Source organism: Rahnella sp. PCH160, from assembly GCF_047784855.1.
In the GTDB taxonomy this organism is placed as follows: domain Bacteria; phylum Pseudomonadota; class Gammaproteobacteria; order Enterobacterales; family Enterobacteriaceae; genus Rahnella.
The window spans coordinates 4,529,970-4,543,428 of sequence record NZ_JBLOGT010000001.1 but is presented as its reverse complement, the minus strand read 5'-3'; the positions used below and the strand labels follow the sequence as shown (position 1 = coordinate 4,543,428).

Sequence of the window (13,459 nt, the reverse complement as noted above, 5' to 3'; positions counted from 1 at the left end):
CGTCTAAAACGTTGATATGCCTGATAATCAGTTGCTGAAATCAGACCGGGGAAATTGCATATTGCTCGATTTGCCACGGCAGACAATCAACTTGCTGATAATCCAGACAGTGTCTGAACGATTTCACCAGAACCGGCATGACCTGATCGACGGTCAGACCCGGCTTCTCAAGGCTGGCCTGCGTCATTTCCAGACCGGCATACCCGCACGGGTTAATCCGGTGGAAAGGCTCTAAATCCATATCAATGTTCAATGCCAGACCGTGCAATGAGCAGCCTTTACGAATACGAAGACCGAGAGAGCAGATTTTTTTGCCATCGACATAAACACCAGGCGCATCAGCACGCGGGTAGGCATCGATAGAAAAATGCGCAAGCGTATCCACCACGGTTTGTTCGATTGCCGTTACTAACTGGCGAACGCCCAGTTTTTTCCGCTTTAAATCGACCATCACGTACATCACCTGCTGGCCTGGTCCGTGATACGTGACCTGACCGCCGCGATCACTCTGGATGACCGGAATATCACCGGGTACTAAAATGTGCTCCGCTTTCCCTGCCTGACCCTGAGTAAACACGCGCAGATGCTGAACCAGCCAGATTTCATCCAGCGAGTCGGTATTCCGATTCTCAGTGAAATGATGCATAGCCTGAGAAACAGGTTCATAGGGCTGAAGGCCAAGCTGGCGGAGTACGATACGTTCTTGCGGATTATGTGATTGCACAGCAGTTATCGTCAGTAGAGAGAGGTAAAACGCGCGACAGGATTTCGCGCGCGCGAGTCGGTCAGAAAGGGCTTACAGCACCATGCGGACAATTTCGATATTACCCAGCTCAGAATAAAGAATTTCAACCTGATCGATGTGGGTGGCGGTAATCGTAATTGAAACGGAGTGGTAATTCCCTTTACTGCTCGGTTTTACCTGAGGATTGTAGTCGCCAGGCGCATGGCGTTGCACGACTTCCACAACCTGGTCCACCAGCTCGGGTTGTGCCAGGCCCATTACTTTGTAGGTAAAGGAGCAAGGGAATTCGAGCAGTTCGTTCAGTTTGGTTTTCATGTGCACTCCAGCGTATTAAGTATTATCTCTGAAAGTATAACTCCCGCCGAAGCGGGAGTTATAATCTATACCGGTTATATGGGGATTGTTGCAAACTTTTTCAAGCAGACAACTCAGCCGAACCAGTGGTGGAACATCAGCTTGATATAATCGACGATGCGACCGAAGAAACCGCCTTCTTTCACTTCGTTCATCACGACCAGCGGACGTTCATCAATGGTTTTGCCATCAAGCTGGAAATTGATTGAACCCACAACCTGGTTTTTTTGCAGTGGAGCGTGCAGTTCAGGTGTATTCAGCACATAGCTGGCTTTCAAATCTTTCATACGGCCACGAGGAATCGTCAGGTAAGCATCTTTCTCAACGCCCAGCGCGACGCGATCAGTATCACCAAACCAGACCGGCTCAGAGGCAAATTCTTTACCTGCTTTCAGGGGAGAAACGGTCTCGAAGAAACGGAAACCCCAGGTCAGCAGTTTTTTGCTCTCAACTTCACGGCCCTTATACGTATGGCCGCCCATCACAGCAGAAATCAGACGCATCTGGCCTTCAGTGGCGGATGCCACCAGGTTATAACCGGCGGAATCGGTATGACCGGTTTTGATGCCATCAACGCTGAGGCTGTTATCCCACAACAATCCATTACGGTTCATCTGGCGGATGTTGTTGAAGGTGAATTCTTTTTCTTTGTAGGTGGCGTACTCTTCCGGCACATCGCGGATCAGCGCCTGTCCGATCAACGCCATATCGCGTGCGGAGCTGTACTGACCGGCGGCATCAAGACCATGAACGGTGCCGAAATGGGTGTTTTTCAGACCCAACGCGTTCACGTAATTATTCATGATGGCAACGAACGCGTCCTGACTTCCGGCTACGTGGTCGGCCATTGCCACACAGGCGTCGTTACCGGATTGCAGAATAATCCCGCGGTTGAGTTCAGAAACCGGTACGCGATCGCCGGGTTTGAGGAACATCAGCGAAGAGCCTTTGAACACCGGGTTGCCCGTTGCCCATGCGTCCGGACCGACGGTGACGATATCGGTCGGGGAAATTTTGCCCGCTTTGATGGACTGACCGATGACATAACTGGTCATCATTTTTGTCAGGCTGGCAGGGTCACGGCGTGCATCGGCATTCATTTCTGCCAAAACTTTGCCGGAGTTGTAGTCGATCAGGACGTAGGCTTCAGCATCAATCTGCGGAACGCCAGGGATCATTGTTTTTAAATTAACATCGTCGGCATAAGCGGACGCTGCACTGAAAGTGATAACGGTGCCAAATGCGAGGCTTTTGACTAAACGTGAAGTGTTTACAAGTTTCATGATCGGGACAACAACATCCGTGGAGGTAAGTGATAAACGTGCGCCACTATAGCAGAAGAGTCATAAGTCAGACATCTTCGATTACCGGCGCTTACTGATTTTTACCTATAAGTAAAGGGGCTTATAAGTCCGGGGCCTGAGCCCCGGATCATCATTACATGCTGGCAGTGACAAAAGACTGCTGCTGGGCTTCGCTGGCGAGCCGTTGCTGCAACTGTACGGCCTGCTGGCGCGTACTGAATGGCCCAAGCTGAACGCGGTAGGTGCTGCCGTTTGCCTGCACTTTGCCCGGAACGTTGAAGCGCTGACTCAGGCTTTTCTGCCACAACTGGGCATTCTGCGCGTTGCTCAGCGCGCCTACCTGCACCATGAAGCCAGAGCCAGGAATGGCGGCAGTATGCGCTGGCGCTGCGGCAACCGGGGCTGCACTGGCGGTCACCACCGGCATTGCCGGTGCGCTGCCTTCAAGTACACCCGCGCGCAATGGCGTTGGAGCACTCAGAAAACCACCGCCACCGCTGTTGCCGGACATCGTTGTGGCAGCAGGTACATTGCCGTTGTTGTCTGCATCATTGGTCAGCGGCGCTGCATTAGGATTGCTCAGCGTACTGTTGCTGATCGGACGCACGTCAGAGGTGTTCACCGGTTCAGCGGAAAGCGTAGGGGTGCCCATCTCACTGGCACCCAGACTTGGACGTGATGGCAGGGCATAAGATTGCTTAGCGACGGTCGTACCGATGGTGCCAGGGCCTGACAGCGTACCGTCCGGGGCAACGTTGATGAAATCGACACGCACTTTGGTGCTGTTGGTCAGATTCAGACGGTCTGCCGCGGCCTGAGATAAATCAATGATTTTTCCAGGAATATACGGGCCACGGTCATTGACGCGAACCACCAGCATACGTCCGGTCGCCATATTGGTGACGCGTACATAGCTAGGTATTGGAAGAGTAGGATGCGCCGCAGTCATCGCCGTTGGGTCGAATACTTCACCAATCGCGGTGGTATTGCCGCCATTTTCCTGACCGTACCAGGCCGCCTGACCCACTTGTGAGAAGTTTGACGGGTCTTTGACGATTTTATAGGTTTTACCGTTGACGGTATAATCCTGCATCGTGCCCTGATTATAAGGTTCGTAACGCGGATCAGCCCCGCCGATCTCCACCACAGGGCCATTGTAGGCTTGTTGCGGGACCGGTTGTTGTTGCTGAGTTTCGTCAGTTGCACAGCCACTTAACAGCAAACCGATAATGACAGCTCCAAGCCACTGCTTACGCATTGCTCACCTCTATAAGTTTTTTGACAACATTTTTCGATGAGTATGTATCGACATGACGATACCAAACCCTGCCATTAGCACGATGAGTGCTGACCCGCCATAGCTGACCAGAGGCAAAGGTACCCCAACTACCGGGACAATACCACTGACCATGCCGATGTTAACAAACACATAAACGAACAGAATCAACATCAAACCACCGGACATTACGCGGCCAAACGTGGTTTGCGCATTTGCCGCGATAACCAGCCCGCGCATGATAAGGCAAAGATACAGCCCCAGCAGAACCAGTACGCCGATAAGCCCGAGTTCTTCCGCCAATACGGCAAAGATAAAGTCGGTATGGCGTTCTGGCAAAAACTCCAGTTGGGATTGCGTACCGTGCAGCCAGCCTTTGCCGGAGAAACCGCCGGAGCCAATCGCAATCTTCGACTGAATAATATGATAGCCCGCGCCCAGCGGATCGCTTTCCGGATCGAGCAGCATCATGACGCGGTCTCGCTGATAATCGTGCATCAGGAAGAACCACAGTATCGGAATAAAGGCGGCAACCAGAAGGGCCGCGACGGTAATCAGTTTCCAGCTCATGCCCGAAAGGAATAAGACGAATAAGCCGGATGCGGCGATGAGAATTGACGTCCCCAGGTCAGGCTGCGCAGCAACCAGAAGGGTAGGAATGAAAATCAGCGCCAGCGCAATGGCTGTATTTTTCAGTGACGGCGGGCACACATCGCGGTTGATGAAGCGCGCGACCATCAGCGGAACGGCAATTTTCGCCAGTTCCGAAGGCTGGAATTTAATGATCCCTAAATCCAGCCAGCGCTGTGCCCCTTTACTGATACTGCCGAACGCATCGACCAGCACCAGCAAAAAGACACAAAATATATACAGATAGGGTGCCCAGCTTTCATAAACGCGCGGGGGGATTTGCGCCATCACCAGCATAATCACCAGACCCATCAGGATTTGGCCGATTTTACGTTCCATCATGCCCATGTCCTGACCGCTGGCGCTCCACATGACGAACGCGCTGTACGTCAGCAGCGCCAGTATGATCAGCAGCATGGTCAGGTCGATGTGCATTTTCGACCACAATGATCTTTTTTGTTGGTTCTCAGTCATTGCCGGTTAATCACCTTCAGTTCCCGGTGGCGCGGGTGCGTCAGCCGGCAGTTGTGTCGTATTATCGCCCAGTAAAATATGGTCGAGTATCTGCCGCGAAATTGTCCCGACTGCCGGGCCTGCGCCCCCATTTTCCAGTACGACGGCGACGGCGACAGTCGGTTTGTCATACGGCGCGAATGAGGTCATCAGTTTGTGGTCACGCAGATGCTCAGCAATCTTATGCGCATTATAGATTTCATTGGCTTTCAAACCGTAAACTTGTGCTGTCCCGGATTTCGCGGCCGCCTTATAAGGCGCATCGGCGAAATACTTACGGGCCGTACCGTTCGGGCGGTTAGCCACGCCGTACATGCCGTCTTTTGCGATTTCCCAATAACCGGAATGAATATCTCCAATCTGCGTGGTTTCCTGCTGTTTATACGGCACCTGTTTGCCATCCACTTTAGTGCTTAGCAACAGATGTGGCGTTTTAACATTGCCGTCATTAATCAGCGTGGTCATGGCTTTCATGATTTGAATCGGCGTTGCTGTCCAGTAGCCCTGGCCGATACCGACAGGGATAGTGTCCCCCTGATACCAGGGCTTTTTAAAGCGTTTAAATTTCCAGTCGCGGTTCGGCATGTTGCCGCTGCGCTCTTCGGATAGGTCGATACCACTGTACTGACCATAGCCGAATTTCCCCATCCATTCGGAAAGACGGTCAATCCCCATGTCATATGCAACCTGATAGAAGAAGGTATCTGCCGATTCTTCGAGGGCTTTGGTGACATTCAGACGGCCATGACCCCAGTGTTTCCAGTCACGGTAGCGCTTGTCTGAACCGGGTAACTGCCACCAGCCGGGGTCAAACAGAGAGGTGTTTTTGTTGATCACACCGGTCGTCAGTGCCGACACGGAAATATACGGTTTCACCGTGGACGCCGGCGGATAAACGCCTTGCGTGGTACGGTTAATCAGCGGTTTGTTCGGGTCGTTTAACAGCGAGCTGTAATCTTTGCTGGAGATCCCGTCGACGAAAAGATTTGGGTCATAGCTAGGATTCGATACCAGCGCGCGGATTGCGCCATCACGCGGATCAGTCACCACCACGGCGGCGCGGCTGCCGGTCAGCAGGACTTCAATATATTGCTGCAATGGCAGGTCGATGGTCAGATAAATATCTTTCCCGGCCTGAGGGGGTTCTTCATGCAACTGGCGGATCACCCGGCCACGGTTGTTGACTTCAACCTCTTCGTAGCCGGTTTTACCGTGAAGCGTGTCTTCGTAAAAACGTTCGATGCCCAGTTTGCCGATATCATGCGTGGCGGCGTAGTTCGCCAGAAGACCGTCTTTATCCAGACGTTCAACGTCACGATCGTTAATTTTCGACACATAGCCGATGACGTGCGTCAGGGCGGAGCCGTAAGGATAATAGCGTCGCTGATAACCTTTGACTTCCACGCCGGGGAAATGGAACTGGTTCACGGAGAAACGCGCGACCTGAACTTCTGTCAGCGCTGTTTTTACTGCAATAGACGTAAATCGGCGTGAACGCTGGCGCTCTTTCTTGAAGTTGTCGATATCTTCCGGCGTTAAATCAACGATAGGCTTCAGACCTTCGAGCGTGGCCTGAAGATCATCGACCTTTTCGGGCACAAGTTCGAGCTGATAAATAGTACGGTTTAGCGCCAGCGGGGTTCCGTTGCGGTCATAGATAATGCCGCGGCTGGGCGCAATCGGCACCAGTTTGATTCGGTTATCATTGGAACGGGTCTGATAATCCTGGAAACGAACAATTTGCAGGTTATACAAATTGAAAGCCAGGATACCACTAAGTAGCAGAATGCCGATGAACGCCACCAGTGCACGGCGCACAAAGAGGGCTGATTCAGCCGTATAGTCGCGAAAAGGGTTACGATCTATTTTCATCCCACTACTTAATTCATGTTGCTGACATTCACCACCCGTTATTCGCGGTGGTATGGATGATTAGTGGTAATACTCCAGGCGCGGTAAAGACTTTCCGCGACCAGAACCCGAACCAGCGGGTGAGGAAGTGTCAACGGAGAGAGCGACCAGCTCTGTTCCGCTGCGGCTTTACAGGCCGGAGCCAGCCCTTCCGGGCCGCCGATTAACAGGCTGACATTTCGTCCATCCTGCTTCCAGCGTTCCAGTTGTTGTGCCAGTTGCGGGGTTTCCCACGGTGTGCCCGGAATATCCAGGGTCACGATGCGATTACCCTTACCGACAGCGGCCAGCATCTGCTCGCCTTCTTTTTCAAGAATGCGTTTGATATCTGCGTTCTTACCCCGTTTCCCTGCCGGAACTTCAGTCAGTTCAAACGGCATATCTTTCGGAAAACGGTGCAGGTAATCGTTAAAACCGGTTTGTACCCAGTCAGGCATTTTTGTGCCGACGGCGACAAGTTGCAGTTTCACGCATTAACCCCAGAGTTTCTCAAGCTCATAAAGCTGACGGCTTTCTTCCTGCATGACGTGGACGATCACTTCGCCCAGATCGACAACGACCCAGTCTGCTTCGTTAATGCCTTTTACGCCCATGGCGTCCATACCGACCGCTTTGACTTCTTCAACCAGATGCCCGGCGATAGCCACTACGTGGCGGCTTGATGTCCCGGTACAAATAATCATGCAATCAGTAATACTGGATTTACCTTTAACATCAATGGCGATGATGTCTTGTGCTTTCAGGTCATCGACTTTATCGACAACAAAATCTTGGAGCGCTTTACCTTGCAAAGGTTCCCCCTGGGGATGTTTGAAACAGTTGGCCTCACGAGATGGCCGCCGGTGAAACACCGAAGCAATGGCTCGTCTCATGATGGATAAACATAGCGGTTGTCAGGAAAACAACTGAAAACGTTTAACAATCAATACATTGTATCGGTTGATTACGCAGCGTTATCGAGAGCCGAAATTAAGCGGCGCAGTATACCACGCGTTAGCTACTCGCGGTACAAGCCCTGTGATTCTATATAGCGCTCAACGGCTGAAGGCAGCAAATCTGAGCAATCAAGCCCCGCATGACGCCGCTCGCGGATTTCAGTCGCTGAAATATCCAGCAACGGCGTATTGGCCTGATAAATGAATCCGGCGGGTTTCAGTTTCAGATTTTCAGCATCAGTCACCCGGTGGGTATCGTACCAGTGTTGCAGCGCCGGTGTGTCGAGCTGTTCCTGGTATCCCGGACGTGCCATCACCACAAGATGACAGAAATCCAGCAGCGACTCCCAGCGGTGCCACTTATGCAAAGTCAGCAATGAATCCTGGCCAATGATAAACGCCAGCGGGCAATCATCACCATGTTCTTTACGTAACGTTGCAAGTGTCTCAAGGGTATAGGACGGCGTATCGACATCCAGTTCACGTGAGTCCACCGTAAACAACGGGTTACCTTCAACGGCCAGCTCAACCATATGCAGACGCTGGAGAGAACTGGCTTCCGGCTGCGGACGATGGGGCGGTACGTTATTGGGCAATAATATGACCTGATCAAATCCGGCCTGTTTAGCCAGGCTGGTCACAGGTTTCAGGTGCCCGTAATGAATCGGATCAAAGGTTCCGCCGAAGAAAGCCAGTAACCGGGCCGGGCGCGAGGAAGAATGTGATGTGTTGAGTGGCATACCGGTGTCCTGCTTCAATACGAACCCGAACCTACAAAATCAGTCGGCAGGGGTTTTCCACACAATAACATGGAGAGACTTTCCAGCTCTGCCCAAACGGACTGACCATAATCCTGTTTCAGGGTGATCTCCATCTGAGTCAGCAACCGAACAGCCTGAGTCAGATGTTCGAGCGATAAACGTTGTAGCGCCTGCGTCACCAGCGGGCGGCGGTTTTGCCAGACTTTTTGCTGATCAAAGAGCGTGCGTAAAGGCGTCGAGTCCATTTTACGCTTCAGATTAAGCAGCATCAGAAGTTCACGTTGCACGGTTCGCAACAGGATAACCGGTTCGCTGTCTTCCTGCTGTAGCTGACGCAAAATATGCCAGGCGCGTTTGCTTTTACCGGCAAGCAGCGCATCCAGCCAGTGATATGGGGTAAAGTGCGCGGCGTCGTTGACGGCCGTTTCCACGCGGGGCAGCGTGAGTTTCCCGTCCGGGTAAAGCAGGGAAAGCCGTTCGAGAGACTGGGCTAACGCCAGCAGATTGCCTTCGTAGCAATAACACAAAAGCTGGTTTGCCGGTTCATCCAGTTCAAGTGATAACGCCTGAGCACGACGGGTGACCCAGCGCGGAAGCTGTGCCTGTTCCGGTGTCTGACAACTGACAAACACGCCTTTATCACTCAGCGCTTTAAACCATGCGCTGTTTTCCTGCGCTTTGGTCAGCCTGGTTCCGCGCAGCAACAGTAGGATATCGTCGTGCAAAAGGGTCGTCAGCTTGAGCAATTGTTCTGCCATCGGCGCAGTCGGGCCATTATCAGGCAACATCAGCATCAGCGTTTGCCGGCTGGCAAACAGGCTCAATGCCTGGCAGATACTGAAAACTGACTCCCATTCGGTATGAGCGTCGAGAACAAAAGTGTAGTGCTCCTGAAAATCAGAAAGCTGCGCCGCTTTGCGGATGCTGTCCTGACTTTCCTGCAAGAGCAGAGGATCGTTTCCACATAACAGATAACAAGCGCGCAGCCCCTCACGGAGCTGCGCTGCAAGTTGTTCCGGATAAATTCGGATCATTTTGCGGAAGTGCTGGCCGGAGCCGGAGCCGATACCTCAGAGGTATCATACGACTTGCTGGCAGATGATCGGGTAGAAATGACTTCTACCGTTCCATTCACTTCATCCGCTTTCCGCAGTTCTGACGCATGTACCGTCAGCAACTTACGAATCAGCTGTTGAGCCGCCTGCTGGCGCATCTCTTCCAGAATAATGTCCTGCTCGTTATCTTTCGCCAGTGCCGTTAACGGGTTGTCAAAGAAGGAGCGGAACACTTTCACATGGATCGGATAGAGATCTTTACCCGGCATCAGAACCGTTGCGCTGACATTCATTTCCATCTGGTATTCAGCCGTTTTACCGTCCTGGAAGATTGACGCAGTATTTTTGCCCGTTGATTCACCACCGATACGCAGTGAAGGGATATCCTTACGCTGCTGAGTCGTCGGGTCATCCACGATGGTCACGTTACTCAGACGCAGCTGAGTATGGATGTCACGTGTCAACGGGCCATAAGGGTCACTACTGTCCAGAACGATGGTTCTCAGTTCGTCCGGAACATTGGTTTTTCCACGTAGGTGAAAACCACAGCCTGCTGTCACCAGCACTGCTGCTGTCAGCAGCAGCGTCATTATAGGATGTCGCACAGATCCTCCTTGACTCAACCTACAACCAGGTTAAGCAGTTTGCCCGGGACGTAGATTACTTTGCGGACCGTAACCCCATCCAGATATTTAGCGACCAAATGTTCTTCTGCCGCACGCTCGCGCACTTGTTGCTCAGTAGCATCAGCGGCTACGGTGATTTTAGCACGTACTTTACCATTCACCTGCACAACGACCAGTTTGGAATCTTCCACCATAGCCTGCTCATCAGCCTGTGGCCACGGTGCGGTATCCACATCACCTGCACCGTTCAGCGACTGCCAGAGGCTGAAGCAAACGTGCGGGGTGAACGGATAAAGCATGCGAACCACCGCCAGCAGCGCTTCCTGCAACAGAGCGCGATCCTGTTCAGTTTCCTGTGGTGCGCGGCCCATTTTATTCATCAGTTCCATCACCGCGGCGATTGCCGTGTTGAAGGTCTGACGACGGCCAATATCGTCGGTGACTTTGGCGATGGTTTTGTGCAGGTCACGACGCAGATCTTTTTGCGCTTCGTTCAGGGAAGCGGCATCAAGTACAACGGTCGGGCCTTTTTCTGAATGCTCATAAGCCAGTTTCCAGACACGCTTCAGGAAGCGGTTTGCCCCTTCTACGCCTGATTCCTGCCATTCCAGCGTCATTTCTGCCGGAGAAGCGAACATCATGAACAGACGAACGGTATCTGCGCCGTATTTATCCACCATCACCTGCGGGTCGATGCCGTTGTTTTTAGACTTGGACATCTTGCTCATGCCGGCATACACCAGCTCGCGGCCCTGCGGATCGGTGGCTTTGGTGATACGCCCTTTTTCGTCACGCTCAACGGTCGCATCAGCCGGAGAAACCCAGACGCGCTCGCCGCCGTTACCGGTGTAGTAAAACGCATCAGCCAGAACCATACCCTGGCACAGCAGGCGTTTAGCCGGTTCGTCAGAGTCAACCAGACCTGCATCGCGCATCAGTTTGTGGAAGAAGCGGAAATACATCAGGTGCATGATGGCGTGTTCGATCCCCCCGACATACTGATCAACCGGCAGCCAGTAGTTCGCGGCAGCCGGATCAAGCATACCTTCGTCATATTGCGGGCAGGTGTAGCGCGCGTAGTACCAGGAAGATTCCATGAAGGTGTCAAAGGTGTCGGTTTCACGCAAACCCGGCATACCGTTCACGGTGGTTTTTGCCCACTCAGGATCGGCTTTAATCGGGCTGGTGATGCCGTCCATGACGACATCTTCCGGCAGGATAACCGGCAGTTGATCTTCTGGTGTCGGGATAACGGTACCGTCTTCCAGCGTGATCATCGGGATTGGCGCACCCCAGTAACGCTGACGGGAAACCCCCCAGTCGCGCAGACGATAGTTGACTTTACGCTGGCCCACACCCTGCGCGACCAGTTTGTCGGCAATCGCGTTGAAGCCGTCTTCGTGATTCAGACCGTCGAACTCACCGGAATTAAACAGTGTGCCTTTTTCGGTCATGGCTTCTGCGGTGACGTCCGGCTGACTGCCATCCAGGTTCAGGATAACTGGCTTAATCTGCAGGTTATATTTTGTCGCAAACTCCCAGTCGCGCTGGTCGTGGCCCGGAACGGCCATTACAGCCCCTGTGCCGTATTCCATCAGGACAAAGTTGGCTACCCAGACCGGCAGTTTTTCACCTAACAGCGGATGAACCGCATACAGGCCCGTTGCCATGCCTTTTTTCTCCATCGTTGCCATTTCTGCTTCGGCAACTTTGGTATTGCGGCATTCGTCGATGAAATCTTTCAGGGCCGGATTATTGATTGCGCCCTGTTGTGCCAGCGGATGACCGGCGGCAACAGCCACGTAGGTCGCGCCCATAAAGGTATCAGGACGGGTGGTGTAAACCGTGACTTTTTCGTCGCTGTCTGCCACGTCGAAAGTGATTTCGACACCTTCGGAACGGCCAATCCAGTTACGCTGCATGGTCTTAACCTGCTCAGGCCAGCTTTCCAGCGTGTCCAGATCGTTAAGCAGCTGATCGGCGTAATCGGTGATTTTGATAAACCACTGTGGAATTTCTTTACGCTCAACCTTGGTGTCACAACGCCAGCAGCAACCGTCGATAACCTGTTCATTCGCCAGAACGGTCAGGTCATGCGGGCACCAGTTAACGGCGGAAGTCTTCTTATAAACCAGGCCTTTTTCATAAAGCTTGGTGAAGAACCACTGTTCCCAACGGTAGTAATCCGGTTTGCAGGTCGCGACTTCGCGATCCCAGTCATAGCCGAAGCCCAGCAGTTTTAGCTGGTTCTTCATGTATTCGATATTTTCGTAAGTCCACGGCGCCGGTGCTGTGTTGTTTTTCACCGCCGCACCTTCGGCTGGCAGGCCGAATGCATCCCAGCCGATAGGCTGCAGGACATTTTTACCGAGCATACGCTGGTAACGGGAAATCACGTCACCGATGGTGTAGTTGCGCACGTGTCCCATGTGGAGACGGCCTGACGGATAAGGCAACATGGAGAGACAGTAATATTTCTCCTTACCAGGCTGTTCGGTAACTTTGAAGGTTTGCTTCTCTTGCCAGTGAAGCTGAACGTGTGACTCAATGTCTTCTGGACGGTATTGCTCTTGCATGGCGGCCGGTGGTCCTGTGAGTGAAAACAGCTACGCTGTAGCTCAAAAAGTTTTAATCAAAAGATCCGCATAGCATAGCTGATAAGCGGAGGGTGCAACAACACCCGCTGAAGGGCTAACGGGGATTTCTGCCTTCTTCTGGCGCATTATTCATAATCTGCGAGCCAGCCCGAGATAATCTGCGCAACGTATCAGGGATTTACGTCTAAAATAAAGACAATACGCTCCCGCCGGGCAAACGGTCATGTCAGTTCAAGGAGAGGAAGTTATGAGCAATATTACGCAATCTTACCGCCAGTTAGTGTCTTCGCTGACCGAGCGGTTAAAAAATGGCGAACGTGATATCAGCGCACTGGTGCAGGATGCCCGTGTCCGTCTGCAAGATGAAGGCAAACTGTCAGAAATTCAAATTGAACAGTTAACGTCGGCCGTCAGACGTGATCTGCATGAGTTTGCGCGCAGTTACGGCGAGAGCCAGCGCGTTGTGGCTGAGGATGACGGAACCGACAGCGTGTTTCTGCGCGTGATTAAAGAAAGCCTGTGGAAAGAGCTGGCGGATTTGACGGACAAAACTCAGCTGGAATGGAAAGAGATGTTTAAAGACGTCAGCCATCACGGCATTTATCACAGCGGGGAAGTGGTCGGTCTGGGGAATCTGGTGTGTGAAAACTGTCATTTCCACTTAGCGGTGTATACGCCGGAAATTCTGAGTAAATGTCCAAAATGCGGGAATACTGAGTTCAGCCGTCGCCCGTTTGAACCGTGATGTTTAA

13 protein-coding genes are annotated in these 13,459 nt (G+C 52.5%); 1 reads left to right on the top strand and 12 read right to left on the bottom strand.

What is annotated here, in order from left to right; genetic code table 11:
* Positions 1–40 precede the first annotated feature (40 nt).
* The 12 genes from lipB to leuS all read right to left on the bottom strand — a co-directional run bounded on the left by lipB (position 41) and on the right by leuS (position 12,686).
* Positions 41–724: a lipoyl(octanoyl) transferase LipB gene (lipB, locus tag ACM5QY_RS21230; protein ID WP_416122556.1), complete on the bottom strand. Its 684-nt coding sequence runs from the start codon at positions 722–724 to the stop codon at positions 41–43.
* Between the two features lie 72 nt (positions 725–796).
* Entirely contained in the window at positions 797–1,060 is a 264-nt protein-coding gene (ybeD, locus tag ACM5QY_RS21225) for a DUF493 family protein YbeD (protein WP_104922946.1), read from the bottom strand.
* 113 nt (positions 1,061–1,173) lie between these two features.
* The gene (dacA, locus tag ACM5QY_RS21220; protein ID WP_416122555.1) at positions 1,174–2,382 is read right to left on the bottom strand and encodes a D-alanyl-D-alanine carboxypeptidase DacA; all 1,209 of its coding nucleotides are present in this window, start codon (positions 2,380–2,382) and stop codon (positions 1,174–1,176) included.
* Positions 2,383–2,536: 154 nt separating this feature from the next.
* Positions 2,537–3,661 carry an endolytic peptidoglycan transglycosylase RlpA gene (rlpA, locus tag ACM5QY_RS21215; RefSeq protein ID WP_416122554.1) on the bottom strand — a complete coding sequence of 375 codons (1,125 nt, stop codon included), beginning with the start codon at positions 3,659–3,661 and terminating at the stop codon, positions 2,537–2,539.
* Between the two features lie 9 nt (positions 3,662–3,670).
* Complete coding sequence (gene mrdB, locus ACM5QY_RS21210; protein WP_416122553.1) at positions 3,671–4,783, bottom strand: peptidoglycan glycosyltransferase MrdB; 1,113 nt, start codon at positions 4,781–4,783, stop codon at positions 3,671–3,673.
* Positions 4,784–4,789: 6 nt separating this feature from the next.
* Positions 4,790–6,694, bottom strand: coding sequence for a peptidoglycan DD-transpeptidase MrdA (gene mrdA, locus ACM5QY_RS21205; RefSeq protein ID WP_416122552.1), 1,905 nt, complete (start codon positions 6,692–6,694; stop codon positions 4,790–4,792).
* Positions 6,695–6,732: 38 nt separating this feature from the next.
* Positions 6,733–7,203, bottom strand: a complete 471-nt coding sequence (gene rlmH, locus ACM5QY_RS21200) for a 23S rRNA (pseudouridine(1915)-N(3))-methyltransferase RlmH (RefSeq protein ID WP_013576495.1) — start codon at positions 7,201–7,203, stop codon at positions 6,733–6,735.
* Positions 7,204–7,206: 3 nt separating this feature from the next.
* Positions 7,207–7,524, bottom strand: a complete 318-nt coding sequence (gene rsfS, locus ACM5QY_RS21195; RefSeq protein WP_104922942.1) for a ribosome silencing factor — start codon at positions 7,522–7,524, stop codon at positions 7,207–7,209.
* A 206-nt stretch (positions 7,525–7,730) separates the two neighbouring features.
* Positions 7,731–8,408 carry a nicotinate-nucleotide adenylyltransferase gene (gene nadD, locus ACM5QY_RS21190; protein WP_416122551.1) on the bottom strand — a complete coding sequence of 226 codons (678 nt, stop codon included), beginning with the start codon at positions 8,406–8,408 and terminating at the stop codon, positions 7,731–7,733.
* Between the two features lie 14 nt (positions 8,409–8,422).
* Positions 8,423–9,463 (bottom strand): DNA polymerase III subunit delta, encoded by a 1,041-nt coding sequence (holA, locus tag ACM5QY_RS21185; protein WP_416122550.1) that lies wholly within the window; start codon positions 9,461–9,463, stop codon positions 8,423–8,425.
* Positions 9,460–10,089, bottom strand: a complete 630-nt coding sequence (gene lptE / locus ACM5QY_RS21180) for an LPS assembly lipoprotein LptE (protein WP_416122549.1) — start codon at positions 10,087–10,089, stop codon at positions 9,460–9,462. Before lptE ends, holA begins: the two co-directional genes overlap by 4 nt.
* 14 nt (positions 10,090–10,103) lie before the next feature.
* Positions 10,104–12,686, bottom strand: coding sequence for a leucine--tRNA ligase (leuS, locus tag ACM5QY_RS21175; protein WP_416122548.1), 2,583 nt, complete (start codon positions 12,684–12,686; stop codon positions 10,104–10,106).
* Positions 12,687–12,954: 268 nt separating this feature from the next.
* Here leuS and ACM5QY_RS21170 point away from each other — a divergent pair, with 268 nt between their 5' ends.
* Positions 12,955–13,452: a zinc ribbon-containing protein gene (locus ACM5QY_RS21170; protein ID WP_104922937.1), complete on the top strand. Its 498-nt coding sequence runs from the start codon at positions 12,955–12,957 to the stop codon at positions 13,450–13,452.
* Positions 13,453–13,459 lie beyond the last annotated feature (7 nt).